At 69.1% G+C, this 26,310-nt stretch carries 25 protein-coding genes; 16 read left to right on the forward strand and 9 right to left on the reverse strand.

Features of this window, described 5'->3' with window-relative positions; genetic code table 11:
* Window positions 1–79 precede the first annotated feature (79 nt).
* The gene (locus tag ACFYRU_RS26510; RefSeq protein WP_387663272.1) at window positions 80–1,399 is read left to right on the forward strand and encodes a hemolysin family protein; all 1,320 of its coding nucleotides are present in this window, start codon (window positions 80–82) and stop codon (window positions 1,397–1,399) included.
* Here ACFYRU_RS26510 and ACFYRU_RS26515 read toward each other — a convergent pair.
* Genes ACFYRU_RS26515 through ACFYRU_RS26530 form a run of 4 tightly spaced genes read right to left on the reverse strand, consistent with a single transcriptional unit; the run spans window position 1,350 to window position 5,218 of the window.
* Window positions 1,350–2,603, reverse strand: coding sequence for an MFS transporter (locus tag ACFYRU_RS26515; protein ID WP_387663273.1), 1,254 nt, complete (start codon window positions 2,601–2,603; stop codon window positions 1,350–1,352). The two genes, ACFYRU_RS26510 and ACFYRU_RS26515, sit on opposite strands and share 50 nt — an antisense overlap.
* Window positions 2,604–2,606: 3 nt before the next feature.
* Window positions 2,607–3,197 (reverse strand): helix-turn-helix domain-containing protein, encoded by a 591-nt coding sequence (locus ACFYRU_RS26520; protein WP_387663274.1) that lies wholly within the window; start codon window positions 3,195–3,197, stop codon window positions 2,607–2,609.
* Between the two features lie 51 nt (window positions 3,198–3,248).
* Window positions 3,249–4,364, reverse strand: coding sequence for a serine/threonine-protein kinase (locus ACFYRU_RS26525; RefSeq protein WP_387663275.1), 1,116 nt, complete (start codon window positions 4,362–4,364; stop codon window positions 3,249–3,251).
* A gap of 32 nt (window positions 4,365–4,396) precedes the next feature.
* Complete coding sequence (locus ACFYRU_RS26530) at window positions 4,397–5,218, reverse strand: alpha/beta fold hydrolase (protein WP_387663276.1); 822 nt, start codon at window positions 5,216–5,218, stop codon at window positions 4,397–4,399.
* 96 nt (window positions 5,219–5,314) lie between these two features.
* On the opposite strand from ACFYRU_RS26530, the gene ACFYRU_RS26535 reads away from it, so the two are divergent.
* On the forward strand, window positions 5,315–5,698 hold the full coding sequence (locus ACFYRU_RS26535; RefSeq protein WP_387663277.1) for a YciI family protein: 384 nt from the start codon (window positions 5,315–5,317) through the stop codon (window positions 5,696–5,698).
* Window positions 5,699–5,700: 2 nt separating this feature from the next.
* Here ACFYRU_RS26535 and ACFYRU_RS26540 read toward each other — a convergent pair whose 3' ends face one another.
* Entirely contained in the window at window positions 5,701–6,672 is a 972-nt protein-coding gene (locus ACFYRU_RS26540) for an N-acetylglucosamine kinase (RefSeq protein ID WP_387663278.1), read from the reverse strand.
* Between the two features lie 169 nt (window positions 6,673–6,841).
* Here ACFYRU_RS26540 and ACFYRU_RS26545 point away from each other — a divergent pair, with 169 nt between their 5' ends.
* From ACFYRU_RS26545 to ACFYRU_RS26570, 6 genes are all read left to right on the forward strand, one after another.
* Complete coding sequence (locus tag ACFYRU_RS26545) at window positions 6,842–7,621, forward strand: sugar isomerase domain-containing protein (protein WP_387663279.1); 780 nt, start codon at window positions 6,842–6,844, stop codon at window positions 7,619–7,621.
* 20 nt (window positions 7,622–7,641) lie between these two features.
* Window positions 7,642–8,985, forward strand: a complete 1,344-nt coding sequence (gene ngcE / locus ACFYRU_RS26550; protein ID WP_387663280.1) for an N-acetylglucosamine/diacetylchitobiose ABC transporter substrate-binding protein — start codon at window positions 7,642–7,644, stop codon at window positions 8,983–8,985.
* A 54-nt stretch (window positions 8,986–9,039) separates the two neighbouring features.
* Window positions 9,040–9,444 carry a hypothetical protein gene (locus ACFYRU_RS26555; RefSeq protein ID WP_387663281.1) on the forward strand — a complete coding sequence of 135 codons (405 nt, stop codon included), beginning with the start codon at window positions 9,040–9,042 and terminating at the stop codon, window positions 9,442–9,444.
* Between the two features lie 88 nt (window positions 9,445–9,532).
* Window positions 9,533–10,585, forward strand: a complete 1,053-nt coding sequence (gene trpS, locus ACFYRU_RS26560; protein WP_387663282.1) for a tryptophan--tRNA ligase — start codon at window positions 9,533–9,535, stop codon at window positions 10,583–10,585.
* A 115-nt stretch (window positions 10,586–10,700) separates the two neighbouring features.
* Entirely contained in the window at window positions 10,701–11,213 is a 513-nt protein-coding gene (locus ACFYRU_RS26565; RefSeq protein WP_387663283.1) for a 2'-5' RNA ligase family protein, read from the forward strand.
* Window positions 11,214–11,241: 28 nt separating this feature from the next.
* On the forward strand, window positions 11,242–12,288 hold the full coding sequence (locus ACFYRU_RS26570; RefSeq protein ID WP_387663284.1) for a YihY/virulence factor BrkB family protein: 1,047 nt from the start codon (window positions 11,242–11,244) through the stop codon (window positions 12,286–12,288).
* Window positions 12,289–12,292: 4 nt separating this feature from the next.
* On the opposite strand, the gene ACFYRU_RS26575 is transcribed toward ACFYRU_RS26570, so the two are convergent.
* From ACFYRU_RS26575 to ACFYRU_RS26585, 3 genes are all read right to left on the reverse strand, one after another.
* Window positions 12,293–13,426, reverse strand: a complete 1,134-nt coding sequence (locus tag ACFYRU_RS26575) for a D-alanyl-D-alanine carboxypeptidase family protein (RefSeq protein ID WP_387663285.1) — start codon at window positions 13,424–13,426, stop codon at window positions 12,293–12,295.
* Window positions 13,427–13,484: 58 nt separating this feature from the next.
* The gene (locus ACFYRU_RS26580) at window positions 13,485–14,618 is read right to left on the reverse strand and encodes an FG-GAP repeat domain-containing protein (protein WP_387663286.1); all 1,134 of its coding nucleotides are present in this window, start codon (window positions 14,616–14,618) and stop codon (window positions 13,485–13,487) included.
* Window positions 14,619–14,702: 84 nt separating this feature from the next.
* The gene (locus ACFYRU_RS26585) at window positions 14,703–15,647 is read right to left on the reverse strand and encodes a zinc metalloprotease (protein ID WP_387663287.1); all 945 of its coding nucleotides are present in this window, start codon (window positions 15,645–15,647) and stop codon (window positions 14,703–14,705) included.
* 198 nt (window positions 15,648–15,845) lie between these two features.
* Between ACFYRU_RS26585 and ACFYRU_RS26590 the strand changes: the two genes are divergently transcribed.
* The 8 genes from ACFYRU_RS26590 to ACFYRU_RS26625 all read left to right on the forward strand — a co-directional run bounded on the left by ACFYRU_RS26590 (window position 15,846) and on the right by ACFYRU_RS26625 (window position 25,533).
* Complete coding sequence (locus tag ACFYRU_RS26590; RefSeq protein ID WP_387663288.1) at window positions 15,846–17,198, forward strand: glutamine synthetase family protein; 1,353 nt, start codon at window positions 15,846–15,848, stop codon at window positions 17,196–17,198.
* Window positions 17,179–17,886, forward strand: a complete 708-nt coding sequence (locus ACFYRU_RS26595; protein WP_387663289.1) for a gamma-glutamyl-gamma-aminobutyrate hydrolase family protein — start codon at window positions 17,179–17,181, stop codon at window positions 17,884–17,886. The genes ACFYRU_RS26590 and ACFYRU_RS26595 overlap by 20 nt, the downstream gene beginning before the upstream one ends.
* On the forward strand, window positions 17,883–19,229 hold the full coding sequence (locus ACFYRU_RS26600) for an aldehyde dehydrogenase family protein (protein ID WP_387663290.1): 1,347 nt from the start codon (window positions 17,883–17,885) through the stop codon (window positions 19,227–19,229). The genes ACFYRU_RS26595 and ACFYRU_RS26600 overlap by 4 nt, the downstream gene beginning before the upstream one ends.
* A 1-nt stretch (window position 19,230) precedes the next feature.
* Window positions 19,231–20,007, forward strand: a complete 777-nt coding sequence (locus tag ACFYRU_RS26605; RefSeq protein ID WP_387663291.1) for a 3-oxoacyl-ACP reductase — start codon at window positions 19,231–19,233, stop codon at window positions 20,005–20,007.
* Window positions 20,008–20,016: 9 nt separating this feature from the next.
* Complete coding sequence (locus ACFYRU_RS26610; protein WP_387663292.1) at window positions 20,017–20,736, forward strand: FadR/GntR family transcriptional regulator; 720 nt, start codon at window positions 20,017–20,019, stop codon at window positions 20,734–20,736.
* Between the two features lie 87 nt (window positions 20,737–20,823).
* On the forward strand, window positions 20,824–22,356 hold the full coding sequence (locus ACFYRU_RS26615) for an amino acid permease (RefSeq protein WP_387663293.1): 1,533 nt from the start codon (window positions 20,824–20,826) through the stop codon (window positions 22,354–22,356).
* Window positions 22,357–22,539: 183 nt separating this feature from the next.
* On the forward strand, window positions 22,540–25,302 hold the full coding sequence (locus ACFYRU_RS26620; protein WP_387663294.1) for an AAA family ATPase: 2,763 nt from the start codon (window positions 22,540–22,542) through the stop codon (window positions 25,300–25,302).
* A complete protein-coding gene (locus tag ACFYRU_RS26625; protein ID WP_387663295.1) occupies window positions 25,303–25,533 on the forward strand; it encodes an SCO4848 family membrane protein in 231 nt (76 codons plus the stop codon).
* Here the strand turns inward: ACFYRU_RS26625 and ACFYRU_RS26630 are convergent.
* On the reverse strand, window positions 25,505–26,296 hold the full coding sequence (locus ACFYRU_RS26630) for an AraC family transcriptional regulator (RefSeq protein WP_387663296.1): 792 nt from the start codon (window positions 26,294–26,296) through the stop codon (window positions 25,505–25,507). The genes ACFYRU_RS26625 and ACFYRU_RS26630 overlap by 29 nt on opposite strands.
* Window positions 26,297–26,310: the final 14 nt, after the last annotated feature.

The raw sequence follows: 26,310 nt of genomic DNA on the forward strand, positions 1-26,310 counted from the left end.
GTAGAGTAGATAAATGGACGACTACGCCCAACGCACGCCCTCTCGACTTCAGACGAGAGGGCGCTAGGAACTCCGAGCCATGAACGACACCCTGCTCAACATCGTTCTGATCCTGGTCTTCGTGCTGATCGGTGGCGTCTTCGCCGCCGCCGAGATGGCTCTCGTGTCGCTGCGGGAAAGCCAGCTGAAGGCCCTGTCCCACCGCGGCCGGCGCGGCGAGATCGTCGCCAAGGTGGCCGCCAACCCGAACCGCTTCCTGTCCGCCGTGCAGATCGGCGTGACCCTGATGGGCTTCCTGTCCGCCGCCTTCGGTGGCGCGACGCTGGCCGACGGCCTGGCCCCGCACCTGCGCAAACTCGGTCTGCCCGAGTCCGTGGCGAGCACGGTCGCGCTGGTCCTGATCACGATGCTGATCTCGTACGTCTCGATCGTGCTGGGCGAGCTGGCCGCGAAGCGGCTGGCGCTGCAGCGGGCGGAGACCTTCGCGCTCGCGCTCGGCCCGCTGGTGGACCGGATCGCGTCCGGCGCCCGCCCGGTGATCTGGCTGCTGTCGAGGTCCACCGACCTGGTGGTCCGCGCGCTCGGCGGCGACCCGAACGCGAACCGCGAGGTGATCAGCGACGAGGAGCTCCGCGACCTGGTGTCGGCGAGCGAGTCGCTCGGCGAGGAGGAGCGCAAGATCGTCGACGACGTCTTCGAGGCCGGCAGCCGGCAGCTCCGCGAGCTGATGCTGCCGCGCACCGAGGTGGACTTCGTCGACGCCGAGATGCCGGCGTACAAGGCGGTCAAGTTCGCCGCCGAGCGGCCGCACTCGCGCTACCCGGTGATGAACGGCTCGGCCGACGACATCGTCGGGTTCGTGCATGTCCGGGACCTGTTCGACCCGGCGGTCGCGACCCGCTCGGTCCGGGTCGGCGACCTGGCCCGCGAGGTGCTGATGCTGCCGGACACCGCGAAGCTGCTGCCGACGCTGACCGAGATGCGCCGGCGCAGTACGCATCTCGCGATCGTGCTCGACGAGTACGGCGGTACGGCCGGTATCGTCACGCTGGAGGACCTGGTCGAGGAACTGATCGGCGACATCACCGACGAGTACGACGAGGAGACGGCCGAGACCACCCGGCTGGGCAGCGGGGACATCGAGGTGGACGGCCTGCTGAACCTGGACGACTTCGCCGACGCGACCACGATCGAGCTGCCGGACGGCCCGTACGAGACGGTCGGCGGGTTCCTCGCCGCCGCGCTCGGGAGGGTCCCGTCGGCCGGCGACGAGGTACCGATCGACGCGCACACGCTGACCGTCACCGAGATGGACGGCCGCCGCGTCGCCCGGGTCCGCCTGCACCGGGTCACACCGGCTGAGGAACAGTCGCAGCTGCAAGGACCCGCCGCCGACTGAGGATCACCAGCCCGCCGACGAGGTACCCGAGGCCCTGGAAGACCAGGACCGGGATGATGCCGACGGCGTCGCCGAGGAAGCCGGCCGCGGCGATGCCGACCAGCACCGCGACGCTCTCGGCGGCGCCGACCGCGCCGTAGATCCGGCCGCGGGTGCCGTCGGCGGTGAGGTTCTGGAACACCGTCATCATCCCGGCGATCGTGAGCGCGCCGGGCAGCCCGACGACGATCATGCAGACGAACGCCGGGACTACGCTGCCGGACGCGAGCGGGTAGAGGAACAGCACGGTGTCGACCAGCCCGAACGCGAACGCGCCGACGCCCCACAGGGTCGCGGCCGGCCGGCGGTTCCCGATCGCGGCGGCGACCAGGCCGCCGATGATCCCGCCGATCGCCTGCGAGGAGACGATCAGGCCGTACACCTTCCCGTCGCCGCCGAGGTCGGCGCTGACGAACGGCGCGAACAGCGTGCTCATGATGCCCTCGCCGACCCCGGTGACCAGGCAGAACACGAAGAACAGCCGCATCGCCGGCCCGGCCACGCACAGCCGCAGCCCCTCGGTCCACTCCTCCTTCAACTTCCTGATCGCGCGGCCGGCCGACTCCTTGACCCGGTCCGGGCGCTCCTGCCGGTGCCGCATCGCGGCGACCAGTACGACCGCGACCAGGAACGTCGCCGCGTCGCCGAGCGCGAGCAGGGTGAGCCCGCCGGCGGCCGCGAGGACGCCGCCCAGCGCCGCGCCGATCAGCCTCGCGAGGTCGCGGATCTGACTGTTCAACGCATTCGCGGTCACCAGCTGATCGGCGTTGACCAGGAGCGGTACGAGGGACTGCTCCGCGGGCGTGAAGAACTGTTGCAGGCAGCTCTGCGCGAGCACCACGGCGTACACGATCCAGATCATGCTCGCGTCGTGGACGGCGATCAGCGGCAGCAGGACGACCGCGTTCAGCACGTTCGTGACGATCATCGTGGTCCGCTGGTTCCAGCGGTCGACGAAGACGCCCGCGAGCGAGCCGAGCAGTACGGCAGGCAGGAACGACGCCAGCAGCAACCCGCCGGAGGCCAGCGTCGAGCCGGTCAGTACGTAGATCTGGAACGCGAGCCCGGTCCGCAGCAACCAGTCACCGACCAGCGAGATCAGTCCGGCGCTGAGCATCAGCCGGTAGTCACGCTGCCGTGCGAGGACGCCCCACAAGTCCTTCATCGGTTACTCCTCCGGAGCGATCGTGACGATCTGGGTGAACGAGACGTACCGGCTGCCCGGCGGGCGGGTGGACTTGTCGTCGACCGGGCGCTCGTCGACCCAGCGCTGCAGTAGCTCGTCGATCTGCCCGACGAGCTCGGCGAGCTCGTCGCCGGTCAGGTAGATCCCGGTCTGTCCGATGCCGGAGTTGTCCCGCCAGACCGGATCGGCGTCGGGGCGCCGCTGCTGCCAGTTCGCCAGCGAGTCGAGGGCGCGCTCGGCCATCAACTGCTCGAGTACCTCGGCCGCCGCGGCGCCGTCCGGCGTCTTGATCGCGTCCCGCCAGGACTGCGACGTCGACACCAGCCGCCACGGCCGCTCCCGGTTGTCCTTCCCGGGCGCCGGCTCGACGAAGTCGTACTTCGCGAGCTGCCGCAGGTGGTGCGACGCCAGCGCCTGACTGATCCCGAGCCGGCGGGCCGCGTCCGCCGCGGTCATCGGCCCTTCGCGCCCGAGCAGTGACTGCAGGTCCAGCCGGACCGGATGCGCCATCGCCCGGATGGCCAACGGGTCGTCGAGCAACCGCGACCGCCGCGGATCCTTCTCCAAAGACATGCTTGGAATATGCGCCGACCTGGATGCAATGTCAAGGCATTGCTTGGAATGTCAGTGCTTCCCGGACTTCTTGTGCCTCGGCTTGCCCTTGCCGACCGCTTTGTGCTGGGGCGACGGCGGCCGCACGGTGGTCGCCGACTTCGTGACCGTGACGGTCGGGGTCGTCACCGGTCGCGGCGGCGTGAGCGTCTGCTGCGGCGGCGGCATCCGCCGCGGCGACTGAGGCGGAACGATGTGCGCTGGAGCCAGCGGCTGATCGGCGTCCTGGTCGGTCAGTACGCCGGCCGTCAGCGCACATCCGGCGATCAGCACGGCGGCCGCCACCGCGAGCGCTTTCCACTTGCTCCGAGGCAGTGCATCGAGGTCCATGGTCGGCATTTCCGCTGTCTCGCCGAATGTCCAGCCGGCGACCTCGGCGGCCGTCGGGCGGTCGGCCGGAGACTTGGACAGCATGCGGTAGACGAGTTGCGCGAGGGCTGCGGAGAACTCGTCGGGGACGACCGGAGCGGTCCGGACGTGCTGGGAAAGGATCGTGGCCGGGTCGTCGCCGCTGAACGGCGGGTTCCCGGTGAGCAGCTGGTACAACACACAGCCGAGCGCGTACACGTCCGATGCCGCGGTGGCGGCGTGTCCGAGGGCGCGCTCAGGTGCGACGTACTGGCTGGTGCCCAGGATCCGCCCGGGTGTCCGCGGCTCCGGTTCCATCGCCGAGCGGGCAATCCCGAAGTCCGCGATCTTGACCGAACCGTCGACATCGATGAGCAGGTTGTCCGGCTTGATGTCGCGGTGCACGATCCCGTGCCTGTGCGCGGCGGCCAGCCCCGCGGCCACCTGCTGGACGATGTCGACGGCCCGTTGTGGAGCGAGCGGCCCGCGCAGCGCCAGCTCGCGGGTAACGCTGCGCCCGGCCATCAGCTCCATCACCAGGAAGTACTCGCCGTCCGACTGGCCGAAGTCGTAGACGGCAACAACATGAGGATCCTTCACGCCGGCTGCTGCCCGTGCCTCGTGCTGCAGCCGTGCGGCCGCCGACGGATCGCGGACGTCGGGGCGCAGCAGTTTCACCGCGACCGGACGGCTGAGCAACTCGTCGCAACCGCGATACACCTCGCCCATCCCGCCATGGCCAAGGATCTCGGTAATGCGGTAGCGCTCCGCGAGCAGCACCTCCAACCGGTACCCCGACAGCGGCTACCGATTCAGGCGATCTGCTCCCGGATCCAGCGCAGCGCCCGCTCTGCCTGGTTGAGGATCGTGATGTGGCTGAGGTCCTGATGGACGTCGAGGGTCGCTTTCGGGAGGTTCTCGGCAAGCCAGTGGGCGTGGGTGCAGGGAATGATCCGGTCGGCCGTGCCGTGCACGAGCAGCGTCGGCGCGGTGATCGTTGCCCAGTCCCACGGACGCACGTACGAACAGTCGTCGTCGACCGGGCCGTCGGGTCCGTGCGGTCCGCCCGCCACCGAGCCGAGCCAGCCCCACGGCCCGTCGAACATCGCGAAGTCGGCCGCGGTGAACTCCGGGTTGTACTCGACGGCCTCGTTCGCCAGCCGCGCATCCCGCCCGTCCGCCGCGGCGTGCAGCGACGCGAGACCGGAGGCGATCATGCCGTCGTACCAGTCGAGACCTTTTGCGTCGTACGGTGCGATCGCGGCGAGCGTGGCGACCGCGCCGACCCGTTCGCCGAGCAGGGCGGCGGCGCCGAGCGCGTACGTACCACCGCCGGAGTACCCGAACTGCGCGCACCGCCGGATGCCGAGCGTGTCGAGGACAGTGGCGAGGTCAGCCGCGACCGAACCGACCGTGCGGCCCGGTGCGGCCGTCGACCCGCCGTACCCGGGCCGGTCGAACGAGATCCACCTGATCCCGAGCTCGTCGGCCGCCGCGTCGAGCGGGGCGGGCGGGTTGCCGAGACCCGGGGTGCCGTGGTGCCAGACCACCGCCAGCCGGTCGTCGTCGCCGGGCGCGCTGTCGTACGCGTGCAGCACCCGGCCGTCAGCCATCCGCAAGTCGAGCTCGTCCATGCGGGACAGCCTAAAACGCCGAAATGTCGAGTACTCGCGGGTGCTTCCGACCTCTGCTGCGAAGATCCACTCAACTGCCCGAAAGGACAACCGACCATGAAGTACCTGCTGATGATCCACAGCAACCCGATCACCTGGGCCCACCCGTCCTTCCTGCACACCGAAGAAGGCAAGGCACTCCCGAAGAAGGCCCGCGACGCGCTGGTCGACCAACTCAACAACCTGCTCGAGGAGTTGCACGCCAGCGGCGAACTGATCAACGCCGTACCGCTGGACCCGCCCGCCAAGACCAGGGTGGTCCGGGTCCGCGAAGGCATCCGCGCCACCACCGACGGCCCCTACTCCGAGGCCAAGGAACAGTTGGCCGGCGTCTTCCTCATCGACGTGGCCTCCCAGGAACGCGCCGAAGAAATCGCCGCCACCATCCCCGAAGCCGGGTTCTACGCCGTAGAGGTCCGCCAGGTGTCAGTCTTCGACTGAAATCAGTGCTCCACCAGGCGGGTGTGGTTGTCGGTCGTGGCCAGGTTCAGGGCGGCCAGGGCTAGCCAGGTGGCGCCGCCGACGCCGTCCTTGGCGGTGCGGACGTCGCCGGCGAAGTGCTCCCGGATCAGTTGGCCGACCGGGGAGGACTCGCCGGCGACGCTGCCGGCCAGCACCATCGGCCCGCTGTCGGACGTGACCTTCAGCCGGGCGGCGGTTTCGGTGAGCAGTTCGGCTGCGCGTTTCACCAGGGACTGCGCAGTTTCGTCGTGCTGGTGGTACGCCGCGATCACCGCGGGCGCCAGTTCGGCGAGCAGGACCGGCGGCCGGCTGTTGACTGTCATCACCAGTAGATCGCGCAGTGCGTCGTATCCTTCACGCTGTGCAACCAGCTCCTCGTCCCGGCCGGACAGGATCGCCTGGACGACGGCCTGCCCGAGCAACCCCAGCGGCTCGCGCAGGTCGAGCGACTCGAGCACGCTGCGGACCGCCTCGCGGCCCAGCCAGAAACCGGAGCCGTCGTCGCCCAGCAGCCACCCGTGCCCGCCCGCCGTCCGCTGCAGCTGGTGGTTGCGGACCAGCCCGACGTTGCTCCCCGTACCGGCGATCAGCACGGTCCCGTCGGGTTCCGGCGTACCGGACGCGAACGCCACCTCGAGATCCCCGATGTAGCCGGGCGGAACGGTGAGCCCGGCCCCGGTCCACGCGGCGTCGAACTGGGCCGCGACCTCGGGCCGCTGGAGCGCGACGCCGCCGGCCATGCCGACGACCGCGGACCTGACCGCGGCCGGGTCCAGCCCGGTGAGGGCCAGGTGAAGCGCCTGGCCGAAATTGGCCGCCGCACTTGCCGGATGACTGGTCGGATTTCCGCCTGCGGCAGCACCGCGACCGATTACGTTGCCCTCGGAGTCCGCGATCACGATCCGGGTGGAGGTGCCGCCCAGATCCCCACCCAGGACCAGTACGTCCGACATACGCAATGGCTCCAAACTGCTTACGCAACGGTCCCGAACGGGGAGATTACCCGGATGAGCCTTGACTTTAGCTGTGAGTTGAGAAAAGTTCTGTCCAGTAAACCGCAAACTTGCGCATTTGTCGGCACTCCAGGTGTCGTCGCGCGCGGATCAGTCGAGGGGTTGGCCGATGGGCAGCAGTAACACGGGGGACGCAGGCGTGAGTGCGCAGGCGTACGTCCAGACTTTGATGCCGATCATGGCCGCGGTGACCGCGCAGATCGACGGTCCGATCCAGGACGCCGCCGACCTGATGACCGCCTCGCTGCGCGCGAACGGGGTGATCCAGGCGTTCGGCTCCGGGCACTCCGAGGCGCTCGCGATGGAGATCGCCGGCCGGGCCGGCGGGCTGATCGCCACCAACCGGATCGCGCTGCGGGACCTGGTGCTGCTCGGCGGCGAGCCGCCGGAGGTGCTGCGCAGCGCCGAACTCGAGCGCGACCCGCAGTACTCGCGGAAGCTGTACGACCTGTCCGCGGCCCGCGCGGGCGACCTGTTCGTGATCGCCTCCAACTCCGGCGTGAACGGCTCGATCGTCGAGCTGGCGAGCGTGGTGAAGGAGAAGGGCCACCCGCTGATCGCGATCACCTCGATGCAGCACACCGGCGGGATGGAGTCCCGGCACCCGTCCGGCAAGAAGCTGATCGACTTCGCCGACGTGGTGCTGGACAACCACGCGCCGTTCGGCGACTCGGTCCTGGACCTGCCCGGCGACGCCGGCAAGGTCTGCGCGGTGTCGTCGATCACCGCCGCGCTGATCGCGCAGATGCTGGTCGCCGAAGTACTGCGCCGGATGACCGCCGACGGCGAGACCCCACCGGTGTACCTGTCCGCGAACATCCCCGGCGGCGACGAACACAACCACGCCCTCGAAGCCCTGTACGCGGGCCGAATCCGCCGTACGGCCTGAAACGGTACTAGCCTGCCTTGGTGCTGAGACGCCGGACGTTGTTGCAGGGGGCGCTGGTTGGGGCGGTGTTGAGCGGGTGCTCCAAGGACCCGGTCGCGCCCGTGGTGTCGCCGGACGACCCGTTCACTGTGGACGGGACTGCCCCGGTCGACGTGGTCGTCACCGAGGAGTACGGCGGGTTCGCGGCGGCGGCGTACCGGAAGAAGTACGCCGCGGCCACGATCAGCCCGAAGGTGACCGCGGAACTCTCGGACGACCTGCTGCCGCGGTTCGCGACCGGTACGCCGCCCGACGTCGTGCTGTCCACCGGTGACGAGCGGCTCGAACTCGGCAAGCTGGTCAAGGACGACCAGCTGACCGACTTACAACAGTTGCTCGACGCACCTTCCTGGGACGACCCGGCGGCGAAGGTGCAGGACCAGCTGCTGCCCGACATGCTCGAGGCCGGCCGGTTCGACGGGACGCAGCGCACCCTCAACTACATCTCGACCGTGTACGGGATCTGGTACTCGGCCGGCCTGTTCCAGCGCAACGGCTGGGACGTCCCGCACACCTGGCCGGAGTTGCTTGCCCTGGGCACCGATATGAAGGCGGCCGGTCTCGGACCGTTCATTTACGCCGGTACGCATCCGTACTACCTGCTCGAACTGGTACTGACGCTCGCCGCGAAGACCGGCGGCCCGGACGTGACGAAGCGGATCGACAACCTCGAGGACGGCGCCTGGAAGGACGAGAACGTCACCAAGGCGATCACGGCGGTCGGGGAGCTGACCAAGCGCGGACTGCTCGCGGCCGGCACCGCGCAGTACGACCACATCGGTTCGCAGAAGCGGTTCCTGAGCTCGAAGGCCGGGCTGCTGCCGTGCGGGAACTGGCTCGAGAACGAGATGAAGGGCCTGGTCAAGGACGACTTCGCGCTCAGCGTGTTCGCGGTGCCGCCGCTGGACGCGTCGCCGGCGATGCCGAGCGGGCTGCACGTCGCGGCGACCGCGCCGTTCTTCGTTCCGGAGAAGGCGAAGAACAAGGCCGGCGGGCTGGAGTACCTGCGGGCGTTGCTGTCCGCGGACGTCGCCGCTCAGGTCAGCTCGGAGTTCCGGCAGCTGACGATCGTCCGCGGTTCGGCCGACGGGCTGGAACTGACCACAGCCCTCAGCTCGGCCCGCGACCTGGTATCGGCGGCCGGCGACCAGATCATCAAGTGGTACTTCGACACCTGGTACCCCGCCTTCGCCACCGAGGCCGCCGAAACAACCGGCCAATTCATGTCCGGCGCCTTCCAACAGCCCGAATGGACCGCGCGAATCCAGGCCGCCGCAGACAAGCTCAAACAAGACGACGCGGTCACCAAGTATCGCCGCGACTAACGGGTAGCTGGAGGCCTCACAGCCGCCGTACGCTCTAAGTGGAGAGTGAGAGCGATGGCTTGGCTGATGTCCGTGGGCGTGTTCCTGTTGCTCTGCGGCCTGCTCGGGCTGCTCCTCCCGAGTCCGCGGCCGGCGCGCTGGCGGAGGGGTTTGCGGCGCGGTACGGCGCGGGTGACGTCGCGGCTGCATCGGCGGGTGGTCGTGGAGCCGGATCCGTTCGACACGCTGCGGCTGCAGACGCGGCTCGGGTACCTGTCCACGAAGATCCGCAGCGTCGAGTCGACCCCGCACGTGTACGCCCGCGCGCACCGGCTGATGGCGCTGGAGGCGGCGTACGACGATCTCCTGGACGAGGCGTGCCGGCTGGCCGGCTGTCCCGGCGAACCGGACGGCGAACGGTCCGAGGCGAAGCGCTGGCAGGAGGAGCAGGAACTCGCTGCTCGCGGCTGGACCTGGTGACACGGCGCAGTGACACATAGTCCTTGAGATATGACTGATACGCCGCCCGGGTACGTGCTGCGCGGGGGCCGCTGGCAGAATCACCCCTATGTCCCATGCTGCGTCTGACCCCTCCGCAGCCGGTTCCCAGCGACGCCCCCGCGTGCTCTCCGGGATCCAGCCGACGGCGGACTCCTTCCACTTCGGCAACTACCTCGGCGCGGTACGGCAGTGGGTGGCCCTGCAGGAGGACCACGAGGCGTTCTACTGCGTCGTCGACCTGCACGCGATCACCGTGGAGTACGACCCGAAGGCGCTCCGCGAGCGCACCCGCCGGTCGGCGGCGCAGCTGCTCGCGGCCGGCATCGACCCGGAGCGGTCCACCCTGTTCGTCCAGTCGCAGGTGCCGGAGCACGCCCAGCTCGCCTGGGTGATGTCGTGCATCACCGGCATGGGCGAGGCGAGCCGGATGACGCAGTTCAAGGACAAGACCGCCAAGGGCGGCGCCGACCGCGCCACCGTCGGCCTGTTCACGTACCCGATCCTGCAGGCCGCGGACATCCTGGTGTACCAGGCCGACCGGGTCCCGGTCGGCGAGGACCAGCGGCAGCACGTCGAGCTGACCCGCGACCTGGCGCAGCGCTTCAACCACCGGTTCGGCAAGACCTTCCGGGTGCCCGAGGCGTACATCGTCAAGGAGACCGCGAAGATCTTCGACCTGCAGGACCCGTCGTCGAAGATGAGCAAGTCCAGCTCGTCGCCGGCCGGCATCATCGACCTGCTCGACGAGCCGAAGGCGAGCGCGAAGAAGATCCGCTCCGCGGTCACCGACTCCGGCCGGGACGTGCTCTTCGACGAGGAGAACAAGCCCGGGGTCGCGAACCTGCTGACCATCTACTCGGCGCTGACCGGTCGCAAGATCTCCGAGCTCGAGGACGAGTACGCCGGTCGCGGGTACGGCGACTTCAAGAAGGACCTGGCCGACGTGGTGGTCGAGTTCGTCACCCCGTTCCGGGAGAAGACGCTGACCTACCTGGATGACAAGGCGCAGCTGGACGCGATCCTGGCGGCCGGCGCCGAGCGCGCGCGGGCGGTGACGGCGCCGACGCTGGCCAAGGTCTACGACCGGCTCGGTTTCGTCCCGGGGCCGGCCCAAGCATGACTGTGCTGATGTCGCGACTCCGTCGCGACGGGTCATGGGGCTGTTACTCCCGGTCTTCCCTCGTCGCTCCGGTCGCTTCGCTCCCTCCGCTCCTCAGTCCAGACCGGGAGGCCCCATGACCACCATCGGGGTCGCGATCCCGATCGCGGAGCCGTACGGCACGGAGCTGCAGAAGTACCGGGCCGACTTCGGCGACCCGATGGCCGCGTCGATCCCGACCCACGTCACGCTGCTGCCGCCGACCGAGATCGAGGCCGGGGACCTGGAGCTGATCGACGAGCACCTGCTCGCGGTCGCCGCGCGGTTCCCGAAGTTCCGGATCCGGCTGCGTGGTACGGCGACCTTCCGGCCGATCTCGCCGGTGGTGTTCGTACCGCTTGCGGAGGGCATCTCGTCCTGCGAGGTGCTGCAGTCCCAGGTCCGGTCCGGCCCGCTGCAGGTCGACCTGAAGTTCCCGTACCACCCGCACGTCACGGTCGCGCACGACCTGGACAAGGACGCGCTGGACCGGGCGTACGACGCCTTGTCCGAGTACGACTGCGACTTCGACGTCGAGTACTTCAGCCGCTACGAACACGGCGCCGACGGCGTGTGGCGACCGCAGCGCTCGTTCCCACTGGCAGGCTGAGTCTCCGCACCCGGGGTACAGGAGACAGATGAACAAGCTCAAGGCGGCCTGGCGGTGGTTCAGCCGGACGCAGTTGTGGCGTGCCTGGCAGCGGTACGGCGACCGGCGCGGGAACCGGCTCGCCGGGGCGACCAGTTTCTTCGGGTTCCTGTCGTTGTTCCCGCTGATCGTGCTGGCTGCCGCGATCACCGGTCCGCTGCTCGGCGACAAGGCGATCAAGGCGCTCAAGGACGCGCTGCAGCAGAACCTGCCCGGGATCGGCAACCGGATCGACATCGACGGCCTGATCGCCCACGCAGGCACGATCGGGCTGATCTCGGGCGTGTCGCTGCTGTTCACCGGACTGGGCTGGATCGACTCGCTGCGGGCGTCGATCCGGTCGATGCACGAACTGGACGACGAACCGGGCAACGCGGTCAAGCTGAAGGTCGTCGACCTCGGTGCGCTGATCGGCCTCGGCCTGATCGGCCTGATCGCGACCGGCGCCTCCTCGATCCTGACTGGGCTGTCCCAGCGGATCATCAACGCCACCGACCTGGACGGCACCTGGCTGGCCGGCTGGGGGATCGACGCGATCAGCTTCGTGATCGGTGTCGCGGCCGGCGCGGTGCTGTTCCTGTACATGCAGACCGCGCTGCCGCGGATCGTCCTGCCGCGGAAGGTCGCGCTGATCGCGGCGCTGGCCGGCGGCATCGTGTTCTACCTCGCCCAGAAGCTCGGCAACCTCTACGTGAGCCACGTGATCGGCTCGAACGCGGCGTACGGCGCACTCGCCCTGCCGCTGGCGCTGCTGGTGTGGATCTACCTGCTGACTCGCGTGATCATGCTGATCGCTGCGTGGACGAAGGAGGCGACGCTCGACCGTGAGGTCGCGCGCGAGGCAGCCGAACCGGAGCCCGAGGTCGAAGCCGAGCCGCTGCTCCTTGGGCCGCCCGGAAAGCGGTACAAGGTCGTACCGATCCCGGAGCGCAAGGCGGACACGGTCGCCGTCGCGGCGGGCACCGTACTGGGTGTCACGCTGACCACGCTCGCGCTGCACGGCATCCGTGCGCTGAGGGCCGTACGGCGTCAGTGACGGATCAGTGACGGCGGCGGCGTAGCGCCCGTGGACGGCGGAGGAACAGGCCGAGCAGCAGGACCGGCGGACCGGCGTACGCCCAGACGGGTACCCGGAGCGCGAGGGACGTGACGGCCTGGCCGGGGCCGAGCGCCGTACGGGCCGGAGGCTCACCGGCCTTGCGGGTGGTCGGCTTGTCCTCGCCGCCGCCCTGGGTCTGCGTCTTCGGCGGCTGGGCGCCGGCCGGCTTGACCAGGGTGCCGACCGGCTTGAGCTTGTCGTAGTTCGCGAACGTCCAGGTCAGCAGGTTGCTCGCGTCCTCGGTGATGCCGTGCGGGGCGTTCATCATCGTCACGACCAGCGTGTGCCCGTCGCGGCGGGCGGCGCCGATGAACGTGTTCCGGGCCAGCGTCGTGTAGCCGGTCTTCACGCCGAGCGCGCCTTGGTAGTTGAAGAGCAGCTTGTTCTGGTTCGCGACCTGGTAGGTGCCCTTGTTGCCGACGTTCGGGAAGTTCGTGTACTTCGTGGACGCGTACGTCGCGAAGTCCTGCCGGGCGAGTCCGGCCTGCGCGAACAGGGCCAGGTCGTACGCGCTGGAGTACTGCCCGTCGGCGTCCAGGCCGGTCGGGTCCGTCACGTGCGTGTCGAGCGCGCCGAGGTCCTTGGCCTTCGCGTTCATCCGCTGGATGGTGGCCGGGATGCCGCCCTGGTCGTGCGCGCAGAGAGCGTGCACGGCGTCGTTCCCGGACGCCAGGAACATGCCCTGGAAGAGCTGGTCGACGGTGTAGTGCAGGCCCGGGTACACGCCGACCTTGCTGCCGATGATGCCGGCGTCGGCGCTCGACCCGGTCACCGGATCGGTCTTCTTCAGCCGCGGCAGCAGGACCAGCGCGGTCAGCGTCTTGAGTGTGCTGGCCGGGCGGAGCTGCGCGTGCGGGGCCTTCGCCGCCAGCACCTGGCCGGTGTCCAGGTCGGCCACGACGTACGCCGACGCCTGCACTGCCGGCGGCGTCGCCCCGTCCGCGACCACCGTCGGCTTCGCCGTCAGCAACGCGCCGCCGACCGAGTCTTGTGGACCCGTACCGGCGGCGGTCGCTGTCAGAGGTCCGCTCACCACCAGTGCGGTGGTAGCGCAGGCCGTCAGAAGCAAACGCATCGGCCGCACTCTAGTTGGCGAACGGGGCAGATGTCACAGTCGGGTCTCGTACCCGCGATCAGGCCGCGTAGTTCGTGGTCGGACCGAAGGTGCCGTCGCCGTTGCCGTAGCGGAGGGTGATGTTCCCGGACCCGCTGTTGCCGATGACGACGTCGAGCTTCCCGTCCTGGTTGAAGTCGGCGAGGATCGGGGTCGACAACGGGACGAGGCCGCCCGAGTAGTACGTGTGCGGCGCGCCGAAGGTGCCAGGCCCGGTCCCGAGCAGGACGCCGATGCTGGACGTGCCGTTGGCGACCAGCAGGTCCAGCTTGCCGTCGCCGTTCAGGTCGCCGAGATCGAAGCACATCGGCGCCAGTCCGCCGGTGGGGTACGAGGTGGCCGAGCCGAACGTTCCGTTCCCTTGGTTGAAGAGTGTGGACACGGTGGCGGTGGCGAGGTTGGAGAACAGGATGTCCGGCTTGTGGTCGGAGTTGATGTCGAGCGCCCGGCCGTACCAGGCGGTCAACGCGCCCGCCCTGATCGTGGTCGGGGTCCTGAAGGTGCCGTCGCCGCGGCCGTTGAAGATCTGGATGGTGCTGTCGCCGTAGCTGCCGCGGATCAGGTCGAGGTTGCCGTCGCCGTCGAAGTCCGCCGCATCGAGCGACCCGGAGCCGACGCCCAGGCCGCTCTGGTAGGTGACTGCGTTGACGAAGGTGCCGTCGCCACGACCCAGGAGCACCGAGATCGACGGCGCCTGGTTGGAGGTGGCCAGGTCGATGTCGCCGTCGTGGTTGAAGTCGCCGGCGACGACCGCGCCGGGGGCGAGGTCGGTGCCGTAGTTCACGGCGTTGGCGAAGGTACCGTCGCCGTGGCCTTTGAGGACGGAGACGTTGCTGGTGGTGAAGTTGCTGACGGCCAGGTCGAGCTTGCCGTCGTGGTCGAGGTCCGCAATCGCGACGTAGTCCGCCTGGGCGCCGGTGGTGTACCGCACGGCGGGCTGGAAGCCCCCGCCGGGCTTGCCCAGGAAGACCGAGATGCCGAGTCCGAGAACGAAGTCACTGAACACGACGTCGGGGAGGTGGTCCCCGTTGAGGTCGGCGACCGCGGGAACCGCGGGGCCGGGGTTGAGCAGCTCAGCGGCGGAGGCCGGCACGGTGCTGGTCAGGGCGATGCCTGCCAGCGAGGTGCCGGCCAACGCCAGCGAGGTGAGCATGCTGACGAACCTTCGTGACACTGATTCTCCTGATGTCCGAGATGGGGCATTGAGACGATCAGCGGCAGTGTCGCAGCGAAGGAGCTAGGCGCGGTACGCAGTCCACATGTCGCTCATCCGGGTTGACTGGCCGGGGGTGAACTGGTTGTAGCAGGAGTCGTAGGAGTAGTCCATGTAGTTGTGGATCGGGTCCAGGCCGGGCAGCGAGCAGGAGTCCCGGCCGGTCGGGCAGCCGCTGGAGGCGCTGCTCTGCGCGGGCGTGTCGGCCACCGAGTCGTTCGTACTCGTGCAACCGCCCTGGAACGTGTGGTACAGCCCGAACCAGTGGCCGGCCTCGTGGGACGCGGTCTTGCCTTCGTTGTAGTTGGTCGCCGAACCGCCGGGCAGTGAGCTGTACTGGACCCGGATCCCGTCGATCTTCGGCTGGCTCGCGTAGTCCCACGGGAAGGTGGCGATCCCGAGGTAGGAGAAGTCGACGAGCCAGATGTTGAGGGCGTTCTTACCGCCCTTGCGGGTTTGTGAACGGTACGTGCTGCTCTGCTTGTCCTTGTGCCACTGGTCGTTGTTGAACCGGTCGGTTCCGGCCAGGTAGAACGTGAAGCCGGTGTTCGCCGCCTGCGACGACTCCTGGCCCGCGTAGTCCTGGTTGAGTTCGGCGATCTGCTGCGAGATCTGCGTGTCGGTGACGTCGCCGGCACCGGTACTGCTGCGCATCACGTGCACGTACACGGGCACGCTCGCCGACGCCAGCGTGCCGGCCTTCGGCGCCAGGCCACGCGCGGCCTTCGCCTTCAGGATCTGCGCGGTCTTCGCGTCGATCGCCTGCTGCTCGGCCGCCGACAGGTCCCTCGTGTCGGGACCGAAGCCACCACGGGCGGCGGCACCTTCCTTCGGCGTGAAGCACGCGGGGTTGCCGGTCTGGTCGAGCGGCAACTTCGCCGTCGCCTGCCCGCCGAGCGGGCTGAACGCGAGTGCGGTCCCGGCCAGCAACACGGCGAAAGCGCGGGGACGGGTAATGAAAGATCGCATAGCGGTCCTCCAGAGATCGGGCCGCGTGGGCGGTGCGGCCGGAACCCAGGATTCTCCGGACAACCCCCCACCCTGCCAACCAGTTCCCTGTCCCCCCAGTGCCACGGCACCACCACGCCGTCCGTCGCCGGCATTGACAGTTGTGGCTAGTCTTGAGTCAATGGACTGGAAACAGACCAATAGACTCCGGGAGTGGTCGTGGGCGCGTTGAGTGTGGAGGAGTTGCGCGGGCTGGTCGAGACGGGGGTGGTCGACACGGTGCTGGTGGCGATCACCGACATGCAGGGGCGGTTGCAGGGGAAGCGGTGTGGGGCTCGGTACTTCATGGAGGAGGTGCTGAAGCACGGGACCGAGGGGTGTAACTACCTGCTCGCGGTGGACGTCGACATGAACACGGTCGACGGGTACGAGATGTCGTCCTGGGAGCGCGGGTACGGCGACATGGTGATGGCGCCGGATCTGGAGACGTTGCGGCTGGTGCCGTGGCTCGAAGGGACCGCGATGGTGCTCTGCGACGTCGAGTGGCTGGACGGTACGCCGGTGGTCGCCTCGCCGCGGCAGGTGTTGCGGCGGCAGCTGGATCGGCTCGCCGAGAAGGGGCTGAAGGCGTACGTCGGCACCGAGCTCGAGTTCATCGTCTTCGACGACACCTTCGAGACCGCGTGGAACAAGCGGTACCGCGACCTGGTCCCGGCGAACCAGTACAACGTCGACTACTCGCTCGTCGGCACCTCCCGGATCGAGCCGCTGCTGCGCGACATCCGCAACGGGATGGAGGGCGCCGGCATGTACGTGGAATCCGCGAAGGGCGAGTGCAACCTCGGCCAGCACGAGATCGCGTTCCGGTACGACGAGGCGCTGGCGACCTGCGACAACCACTCGATCTACAAGACCGGCGCGAAGGAGATCGCGGCCAAACACGGCAAGAGTCTCACGTTCATGGCGAAGTACGACGAACGCGAAGGCAACTCGTGCCACATCCACCTGAGCTTCCGCGCCGACGACGGCACCCCGGTGCTCGCCGGTGAGCGTGACCACGGGTTCTCCCAGCTGATGGAGCGGTTCATCGCCGGACAGCTCGCCTGCCTGTCCGAGTTCACCTATCTGCTGGCGCCGAACATCAACTCCTACAAGCGATTCGTCCGCGGAAGCTTCGCGCCGACGGCCGTCGCGTGGGGCCTGGACAACCGCACGTGTTCGCTGCGCGTGGTCGGTCACGGCGACTCGCTCCGGGTCGAGAACCGGCTCCCGGGCGGCGACGTGAACCCGTACCTCGCGGTCGCCGCGATCATCGCCGCGGGCCTGCACGGCATCGAGCAGGAGCTGGAACTCGAACCGCTGCTGGAGGGCAACGCGTACGAGTCCGACAAGGAGCACGTACCGGCGACGCTGCGCGAGGCCGCGGCGCTGTTCACCGGCTCCAAGCTTGCCCGGACCGCGTTCGGCGACGAGATGGTCGACCACTACAGCAACGCCGCCCGCGTCGAGCTCGACGCCTACGACGCGGCCGTCACCGACTGGGAGCGTGTCCGTGGCTTCGAACGCCTCTGAACGCCCGCGGATCGGCATCACGACGTACCTCGAACCCGCCACCTGGGGCATCTGGCACCGCGAGGCCGCGCTGGTCCCTCGCGTCTACCTGGACGCGGTCGCAGCCGCCGGCGGCACACCCCTCCTGCTGCCCCCGATCGGCACCGATCCATCAGTACTGGGTCTGCTGGACGGTCTCGTGATCGCGGGTGGATGCGACGTCGACCCGGGAGCGTACGACGCGACGCCGCATCCCGAGACCGTCGACACCCGGCCGGAGCGAGACCACCACGAAACGGTCCTGATCCGAGCAGCCCTGGACCGTGAGGTTCCCTTGCTGGCCGTTTGCCGGGGGTTGCAGATGCTGAACGTGGCGCTGGGCGGGACGCTGCACCAGCACCTGCCGGACGTGGTCGCGCATGATGCGCATCGGCCCGCGCCGGCGGAGTTCGGGAGAGTTGACGTGAAGATCGAGCCGGGAACGCTGACCGCGCGGATCCTCGGCGAGAGTACGACCGGTAGTTGCTACCACCACCAGGCCCTCGACGTGATCGCGCCGAGTTTGAAGGTCACCGCCCGCTCGGACGACGGAACGGTCGAGGCCGCCGAGGTGGAGGGCAAGGAGTTCGCACTAGGCGTGCAGTGGCATCCGGAGGAGACCCCCGAGGACCTGCGGCTGTTCACCGCTTTGATCAGGAGCAAGCAATGAGGTACGACGTGATCAATCCGGCCACCGAGAAGGTGGTGCGGACGATCGAGCTGGCCGACGAGACAGCCGCGGACGCGGCCATCGACCGGGCCAGGAAAGCCTTTGATACTTGGCGGAACGTCGCGCCGGCGGATCGTGGCCGGCTGCTCCGGCGGTTCGCCGACGCGGTCGACGCGGACCTGGAGAACCTGGCCGCGCTCGAGGTCGAGAACGCCGGCCACACGATCGGGAACGCCCGCTGGGAAGCCGGGAACGTTCGCGACGTGCTGACGTACTACTCGGCCGCGCCGGAACGCCTTTTCGGGAAGCAGATTCCGGTGTCCGGCGGGATCGACGTGACGTTCCAGGAGCCGCTCGGCGTGGTCGGCGTGATCGTCCCGTGGAACTTCCCGATGCCGATCGCCGGCTGGGGTTTCGCGCCAGCCCTGGCGGCCGGCAACACCGTCGTCCTCAAGCCCGCCGAGCTGACCCCCCTGACAGCGATCCGCCTAGGCGAACTGGCCCTCCAAGCCGGACTACCCGAGGGCGTCCTCGAAGTCGTCCCCGGTCCTGGGAAGACGGTCGGCCAACGTTTCGTCACCCATCCGGCCGTCCGCAAGGTCGTCTTCACCGGCTCCACCACCGTCGGCAAGCAGATCATGGCGGGCTGCGCGGACCAGGTGAAACGCGTAACGCTGGAACTGGGCGGCAAGTCAGCGAACGTTGTCTTCGCGGATGCGGACCTGGAGCAGGCGGCGGCGCAGGCACCGTACGGCGTGTTCGACAACGCGGGACAGGACTGCTGCGCACGCAGCCGGATCCTCGTGGAGCGGTCGGCGTACGACCGGTTCATGGAACTGCTCGAGCCGGCCGTGAAGAGCTTCAAGGTTGGTGATCCCCACGATCCGGCGACCGAGATGGGGCCGTTGATCTCGAAGGCCCAACTCGAGCGGGTCGCTTCGTATGCCCAGAACCCTGCATTTCAAGGCAGTGCGCCGAGCGGCGCCGGGTTCTGGTTCCCGCCGACCGTGCTGGCGCCGGCGGACGAGCGGGCGGCGCGGGAGGAGATCTTCGGGCCGGTCGTCGCGGTGATTCCGTTCGCGGACGAGGCGGACGCGGTACGGATCGCGAACGACAGCGAGTACGGGCTGTCCGGGTCGATCTGGACGCGGGACGTCGGCCGGGCGATCCGGGTCGGGCGCGGGATCGAGGCCGGCAACCTGTCGATCAACTCGAACTCGTCGGTGCGGTACTCGACGCCGTTCGGTGGTTACAAGCAGTCCGGCCTCGGCCGGGAGCTCGGCCCGGACGCGCTGGCCGCGTTCACCGAGACCAAGAACATCTTCATCTCCACGGAGGACTGATATGGACGTCAAGGCGCAGCGGCTCGAAGGACGTGTCGCGGTGGTGACCGGCGGCGCGAGCGGCATCGGCCTCGCCACGGTCCGGCGACTGGCCGCGGAAGGCGCCCGCGTGGTGATCGGCGACCTCGACCCGGCCGCCGGCAAGGACGCGGCGGACGAGGTCGGCGGGCTGTTCGTGCCGACCGACGTGACCGACCCGGCCGCGGTGGACAACCTGTTCAAGCAGGCCTTCGACACGTACGGATCGGTCGACATCGCGTTCAACAACGCCGGCATCTCGCCGCCGGACGACGCGTCGATCCTGGACACCGGCCTGGAGGCGTGGCGGAAGGTGCAGGAGGTCAACCTGACTTCGGTGTACCTGTGCTGCAAGGCCGCGATCCCGTACATGCAGCGCCAGGGCAAGGGCTCGATCATCAACACCGCGTCGTTCGTCGCGATCATGGGCGCCGCGACCTCGCAGATCTCGTACTCCGCGTCGAAGGGCGGCGTACTGGCGATGAGCCGCGAGCTCGGCGTGGAGTTCGCGCGGCAGGGGATCCGGGTGAACGCGCTCTGCCCGGGGCCGGTGAACACGCCGCTGCTGACCGAGCTGTTCGCGAAGGACCCGGAGCGGGCGCAGCGCCGGCTGGTGCACGTCCCGATGGGCCGCTTCGGCGAACCGGAGGAGATCGCCGCCGCGGTCGCCTTCCTGGCCAGCGACGACTCCTCCTTCATCACCGCCAACACGTTCCTGGTGGACGGGGGAATCTCGGGCGCTTACGTGACCCCGCTCTAGTCTGAGCACATGGTCGTACAGGCAGATGACGCGGTGTTCCGGCCCGTGCGGGCCGGGAACCCGTTCGAGGAGACGGTCGAGCGGTTGCTGCAGGCAATCAAGCTCGGCGTCGTCGTGCCCGGCGACCGGCTGCCACCCGAGCGTGAGCTCGCGGCCCGGCTGAACGTCAGCCGGGTCACGCTCCGGGAGGCGATCCACGCGCTCACGGAGGCCGGCTACGTCGAGTCCCGGCGCGGCCGGTACGGCGGTACGTTCGTCAACGAGCAGTTGCCGAAACCCCGCCGGACGCCGGCCAAGCGCCTCGCCCGCGACCTCGGCGCCGGACTCGAGGACGCGCTCACCCTCCGGTCCGTACTGGAGACCGGCGCCGCGGAAGCCGCCGCGAGCCGCGCCCTCGGCCCGGCCGAACGCGAGCACCTGCAACGCTGCCTGGACGAGACCGAGGCCGCGAGCCTCACCGACTACCGCCGCCTGGATTCCCGTCTGCACCTGGCGATCGCGGAGGTCACCGGCTCACCGTCGCTGACGTCGGCCACCGCGGACGTACGAATGCGCCTCAACGAGCTCCTGGATGCGATTCCGCTGCTCGAGCGGAACATCGAGCACTCCAACCAACAGCACCGCGCGATCGTCGACGCCGTGCTGGCCGGAGATCCGGAAGCCGCCCGGCACGCCATGCAGGAGCACCTGCAAGGCACGGCCGTCCTGCTGCACGGCTTTCTCGACTGACTCCTTGACACGTGGGCCGCCCGGCTGCCTCAATGAGCTAAAGGTCTGGGGGGAGACCATTGAGGCGCTGTGTCTAGGAGGCCCGCAGTGAGTGACGAACGTACCGGCTCCGCCCCGATGACCGACGACGAGAAACGCCTGCACCAGCTGGGGTACGCCCAGGAACTGTCCCGGACGATGTCCGGGTTCTCCAACTTCGCGGTGTCGTTCACGATCATCTCGATCCTGTCCGGCTGCCTGACCCTGTACGGCTTCGGGATGAACACCGGCGGCCCGGTGCTGATCGTGTGGGGCTGGCCGATCGTCGGACTGATGACGTTGTTCGTCGGCCTCGCGATGGCCGAGGTCTGTTCGAGCTACCCGACCGCGGGCGGCCTGTACTACTGGGCCGCGAAACTCGCGCCGTCGAACGGCGCCGCGTGGTCCTGGTTCACCGGCTGGTTCAACTTCCTCGGCCAGGTCGCCGTGACGGCCGGCATCGACTTCGGTGCCGCGTTCTTCCTGAACGCGTTCCTCGACCTGCAGTGGGGATTCACCGCGTCACCGGGCCACACGATCCTGCTGTTCGGAATCATCCTGGTGGTGCACGGCCTGCTGAACTCGTTCGGCGTGAAGCTGGTCGCGAAGCTCAACGACATCAGCGTCTGGTGGCACATCGTCGGCGTCCTCGGGATCGTCGTCGTGCTGATCGTCGTACCTGACAAGCACCAGTCCGCGTCGTTCGTGTTCGGTCACTTCGTGAACAACACCGGCTGGGGTTCGACCTTCTACGTCGCACTGCTCGGCCTGCTGCTGGCGCAGTACACGTTCACCGGGTACGACGCGTCGGCGCACATGACCGAGGAGACGCACGACGCCGCGCGCTCCGGGCCGCGCGGGATCGTGATGTCGATCGTGGTGTCGCTGGCGGCCGGCTGGGTGCTGCTGATCGGGCTGACGTTCGCGATCCAGAACTACGACGGTTCGCTGAAGAGTTCGACCGGCGTACCGCCCGCGCAGATCTTCATCGACGCGGCCGGCGCGGTGACCGGGAAGATCCTGCTGCTGGTCGTGATCGGCGCCCAGCTGTTCTGCGGGATGTCGTCGGTGACCGCGAACTCGCGGATGATCTACGCGTTCTCGCGGGACGGCGCGCTGCCCGGGTCGAAACTCTGGCACAAGATCAACCACCGCACGCGGACGCCCACCAACGCGATCTGGCTGGCTGCCGGCGGCGCGTTCCTCCTCGGTCTGCCGTACCTGTGGAACGCGACCGCCTACGCGGCGGTGACGTCGATCGCGGTGATCGGGCTGTACATCGCGTACGTGCTGCCGACCCTGCTGCGGTTGCTGCAGGGCGACAACTTCAAGCCGGGCCCGTGGAACCTCGGTCGCTGGAGCCGGCCGATCGGGATCATCGCGATCGTCTGGGTCGTGTTCATCACGATCCTGTTCATGCTGCCGCAGGTCCACCCGGTCACCGGTAGCACTTTCAACTACACGCCGATCGCCGTCCTCGTCGTCCTCGGCTTCGCCGCGGCGTACTGGTTCCTGTCCGCCCGCCGCTGGTTCACCGGGCCGAAGGTCCAGGGCAGCGAGGCCGAGCTCGCGGCGATCGAACGCGACCTCGAATCCATCTAGCAGATCTCACTCACCGTGCCGGGGCGCAGTCGTGCCCCGGCACGGCTGTGCCGTCCCGACCGCTCGGAACCCGGCAGTAATGGGTGTCAGGATGGTGGCCAGCACATTTCCTCATGTGACACTCGCCGTGTCGACCTCCCCTGAAGTGTGACAATCGGCGAGGGTAATCCTTCGAGGAGTTGGATGACAGACGACGAGCTGATCGGGCGAAGCGGACTGGTCGAGCGCGCAACTAAGCAGCTCGAGACCAGCGGCAGTGTGCTGCTCTACGGTCCGACCGGTATCGGGAAGTCTGCGCTCGCCCGGGCCCTGGTCGCGGACCGTTGCCGCAAAGGCTGCCGGGTCCTCAGCGCCGCCCCGTCCAACTCCGAGGCCGGGCTGCCGTACGTCACGCTGCTCGACCTGCTCTCCAGCCAGCTCGAGTTCGCCTGGCAGGTGCTGCCCGACCACCTCCGCCAGCCGCTCGAGGTCGCACTGCTGAAGGCAAGCGCCCCGGACACGGTCCGTGACGAGCTGGCCGTACGCCTCGCCGTCCTGCACGTGCTCCGCCGCCTCGCCACCACGGGGCCGGTGCTGATCGTGGTCGACGACATCCAGTGGGTTGACCCGTCCAGCCTCGAAGTGCTCACGTTCTGTGCTCGCCGCCTGTCCGACGGCGTGCACCTGCTCGCCACCGAACAGGTGGCCGACGGCGACCTCCCGATGATGGCCGACGCGTGCCCCGAGCCGGTCCTGCAGCTCGAGGTGCCGCCGCTGACCGAGCCCGACGTACTCGGCCTGCTCCGGCAGCGTCTGTCCAGCCCGCTGCCGGTCCGTACGGCGCGGCGCATCTTCGCGGCCAGCGCCGGCAACCCGTTCATGGCGCTGGAGCTCGGCCGGGCCGTACTGCGGCATCCGAAGGCCGTCTCGCCCAACGATCCGCTCCCGGTCTCCAGCCGCCTGAAGACCCTGCTCGGTGAGCGGCTGGCCGACACCTCCACGAGTACGCACGAACTGCTCCTGCACGCGGCCTCGTCGCCGCGTCCGACCACGACCCAGCTGGCCCGGTCGTTGGACCGCCCGATCGACGCGGACCTGGCCGAGGCCGAGGAGCTCGGGCTGATCGACATCTCCGCCGAGCGGCTGCGCTTCACGCACCCGCTGCTGCGGGAGTTCGTGTACGCCGAGGCGACGTCGGCGGACCGTCGGCACGCCCACGCGAAGCTCGCCGCGGTCGTCGACGAGCCGGTCGAGAACGCGACCCACCGCGCACTGGCCACCCAGGCGGCCGACGTACAGCTGGCGTCCGCGATCGAGGAGGCCGCCGCGGTCGCCGCCGGGCGTGGTGCGCCCGGTGCCGCCGCGACGCTGTGGCGGCTGAGCGCCGAGCGGACCCCGGTCACCGAGGCCGACGAGCGGGCGCGCCGCCTGACCCGGGCTGCCGACGACGCGGCTGCGGCCGGTCATCTGGCCGAGTCGGCCGATATGGCCCAGCTCGCGGCGCAGGTCGCGACCAAGCCGGAGACGAAGGTTCCCGCGTTGCTGCTGTGCGCGGACGCCGTCTGGCCGGAGCGGGACCGCCGCGTGGAGCTGCTGACCGAGGCGTTCGAGGCGGCCGACGGCGACAAGTCGCTCGAGGCGCGGGTACGGATCGAGCTCAGCAACAGCCACTACTTCGACCGCAGCCTCGACGAGGCGCAGGAGGACGCCCGGATCGCGGAGCAGCTGGCCCGCGAGGTCGGCGACACCGAAGCGGTCGTCGACGCGTTGAGCGCGGCCAGTTCGGTACTGATCTCGCGGGACGCGGGCGAGTCCGCCGACGCCGTACTCCAACAGGCCGCCGAGCTCGCCCAGGGCCTGCCGCTCACCCGGACCACGGTGAACGCGCGCCAGATGGCGGCGATGCAGGAGCTGTTCCGCGGCCGGACCGCCGAGGCGATCACCGCGATCACCGCGCTTGCCGACGAGGTCCGCGAACACGGTGCGATGCGCTGGCTGGCGTCCGTACTGATCTCCGCGACCGCGATCCACGAACGCAGCGGCCGTGGCGCCGAGGCGCTGGCCGCCGGGCACGAGTGCTACCAGCTGATGCAGGACATCGGCGACGAGTCCGAGGTCGGCCTGGTGATTGCGAGCCGGGCCGAGTGGGTCGGCGGGTCCGCGTCGATGGCGCGACAGCTCGCGGAGGCCGCACTGGAAGGCGTTCGGCTGGTCGGGAACGACGAGTGGACCGGTCCGGCGCTGGCCGCGATCGGGATGATCGGCGTACTGACCGGCGACCCGCAGCGGGCGGTCGAGGCGTTCGACGCGATCGCGGAGTCGGGCGAGGCGGCGATGCCGTTCGACCCGGCGGTGATCCCGTGGCACGCGGACTACGCCGAGGCCCTGGTCGCCGCGGGCCGGCTGGACGACGCGGCCGCGCTGATCGCCGAGATCCGGGCCCGCGCGGAGAATCTGGACCGCGTGGTGGTGAAGCTCGGGCTGGACCGCGCCGAGGCGCTGCTGATCGCGAAGCAGGGCGACCCGGCGGCCGCGCTGGAGCTGCTGGAGAAGTCGATCGGTACGGCGGGGGACCGGGTCTACCCGCTCGACCTGGCGCGTGGCGAGCTGACCCGCGGCCGGATCGCCCGGCAGGCGCGGCGGCGTTCGGTCGCCCGGACCGCGTTCCTGGACGCTATCGAGCAGTTCGAGTCGTACGGCGCACCCGCCTGGCGGGAGGTCGCGGAGACCGAGCTCGCCCGCCTCGACGTACCGAGCCGGAGCCGGCAGCCGTCGGAACTGACCGACAACGAACAGCAGATCGTCTCGATGGTCCGCGACGGCTCCACCAACCGCGAGATTGCCGCCGCGCTGTACCTGTCGGTGAAAGCGGTCGAGTCGCAGCTGACCCGCCTGTACCGGCGCTTCGGCGTCGCGAACCGGACCCAGCTGCTCCGGATGGTGGACCGGCCTGGTCACAATGGCTGAGTGAAGCTCGAACGCAAGCACGCTCTTGTCCTGCTCGGTATCGCCGCCTGGAACGTGATCACGTACGCACGGTTCATCAAGGCGCTGATGGACACCGAGGGGCGCCCGACCGGGTACTACGTGGCGCACACGATCCTGATCATCGTGAACTTCCTGATCGCGGCGCTGCTCGGCACCTGGGGTGTGCGCGCGTACAAGGCCGCTAAGGAGCCACAAAACTCTTCGGTGTGACCCCGAGCACCTTCTTGAAGTGCCGGTTGAGGTGGGACTGGTCGTAGAAACCGGCCAACGTGGCCACCTCGGCTGTTGGCCGGCCGTCCAGTAGGTACCGCCGAGCGAGGTCGACCCGCCGCCCGGTCAGATACCGATGCGGCGGCATCCCGAACTCCCGGCTGAACGCCCGTACGAGATGCACCGGATGCGCATGCACGACCTGCGCGGCCTCCTCCAACGTGATCCCCTCAGCCACGTTCGCATCCAGCAACTCCCGCAACTGCCCAGCCACCCCAGCATCCCGCCGCCGGCCTGCTTCGCCGACCTGCCGGGTGAGGTGCTGCCGGAGCCTCTCCTCGATGAACAGCAAACGGCTCTGGGCCTCCAGATCCTCCCGTCCGTCCCGGAGCACTCGATGCAACTGGTGGATCCGGTGCCGCAGGAGCGGGTCGACGTACTCGGGCTGATCCACAGCCGCCCCGATCAACCCGACGTCCAGCCGATCCGGCGCGAGATACAACACCCGCTTCCGAAACCCGCCAGGAAGCACAGACCGCCCGTCGTGCGGCACATGTGGCGGCAACAACGACACCTGCGCCTGCGCCAGCCCGTGCTCGTGCCGATCCAGGTCGTACCGAACCGCCCCCTCGTCCACGATCAGCACAGTCCACGCATCATGCGTGTGACTCGGGTACGCATGCGAAGGGAAATGGGCGTGCAACACCTCGACGACCCCGGTCACGCCGGGCCGCCACGCCCGTACCTCGGCGCCGCCGCTCATAACTCAGAACATAC

This window comes from Kribbella sp. NPDC004536 (assembly GCF_042873835.1).
Classification (GTDB): Bacteria; Actinomycetota; Actinomycetes; order Propionibacteriales; family Kribbellaceae; genus Kribbella.

Bases quoted from the DNA above. Each gene is read 5' to 3' on its own strand.
- ACFYRU_RS26600 (WP_387663290.1), top strand. From the start codon at position 17,883: ATGAGGTACGACGTGATCAATCCGGCCACCGAGAAGGTGGTGCGGACG.
- trpS (WP_387663282.1), top strand. From the start codon at position 9,533: ATGTCCCATGCTGCGTCTGACCCCTCCGCAGCCGGTTCCCAGCGACGC.
- ACFYRU_RS26575 (WP_387663285.1), bottom strand. From the start codon at position 13,426: ATGCGTTTGCTTCTGACGGCCTGCGCTACCACCGCACTGGTGGTGAGC.
- ACFYRU_RS26620 (WP_387663294.1), top strand. From the start codon at position 22,540: ATGACAGACGACGAGCTGATCGGGCGAAGCGGACTGGTCGAGCGCGCA.
- ACFYRU_RS26565 (WP_387663283.1), top strand. From the start codon at position 10,701: ATGACCACCATCGGGGTCGCGATCCCGATCGCGGAGCCGTACGGCACG.
- ACFYRU_RS26515 (WP_387663273.1), bottom strand. From the start codon at position 2,603: ATGAAGGACTTGTGGGGCGTCCTCGCACGGCAGCGTGACTACCGGCTG.
- ACFYRU_RS26630 (WP_387663296.1), bottom strand. From the start codon at position 26,296: ATGAGCGGCGGCGCCGAGGTACGGGCGTGGCGGCCCGGCGTGACCGGG.
- ACFYRU_RS26610 (WP_387663292.1), top strand. From the start codon at position 20,017: ATGGTCGTACAGGCAGATGACGCGGTGTTCCGGCCCGTGCGGGCCGGG.
- ACFYRU_RS26510 (WP_387663272.1), top strand. From the start codon at position 80: ATGAACGACACCCTGCTCAACATCGTTCTGATCCTGGTCTTCGTGCTG.
- ACFYRU_RS26555 (WP_387663281.1), top strand. From the start codon at position 9,040: ATGGCTTGGCTGATGTCCGTGGGCGTGTTCCTGTTGCTCTGCGGCCTG.
- ACFYRU_RS26530 (WP_387663276.1), bottom strand. From the start codon at position 5,218: ATGGACGAGCTCGACTTGCGGATGGCTGACGGCCGGGTGCTGCACGCG.
- ACFYRU_RS26605 (WP_387663291.1), top strand. From the start codon at position 19,231: ATGGACGTCAAGGCGCAGCGGCTCGAAGGACGTGTCGCGGTGGTGACC.
- ACFYRU_RS26535 (WP_387663277.1), top strand. From the start codon at position 5,315: ATGAAGTACCTGCTGATGATCCACAGCAACCCGATCACCTGGGCCCAC.
- ACFYRU_RS26545 (WP_387663279.1), top strand. From the start codon at position 6,842: ATGGGCAGCAGTAACACGGGGGACGCAGGCGTGAGTGCGCAGGCGTAC.
- ACFYRU_RS26580 (WP_387663286.1), bottom strand. From the start codon at position 14,618: ATGCTCACCTCGCTGGCGTTGGCCGGCACCTCGCTGGCAGGCATCGCC.
- ACFYRU_RS26540 (WP_387663278.1), bottom strand. From the start codon at position 6,672: ATGTCGGACGTACTGGTCCTGGGTGGGGATCTGGGCGGCACCTCCACC.
- ACFYRU_RS26520 (WP_387663274.1), bottom strand. From the start codon at position 3,197: ATGTCTTTGGAGAAGGATCCGCGGCGGTCGCGGTTGCTCGACGACCCG.
- ACFYRU_RS26570 (WP_387663284.1), top strand. From the start codon at position 11,242: ATGAACAAGCTCAAGGCGGCCTGGCGGTGGTTCAGCCGGACGCAGTTG.
- ACFYRU_RS26585 (WP_387663287.1), bottom strand. From the start codon at position 15,647: ATGCGATCTTTCATTACCCGTCCCCGCGCTTTCGCCGTGTTGCTGGCC.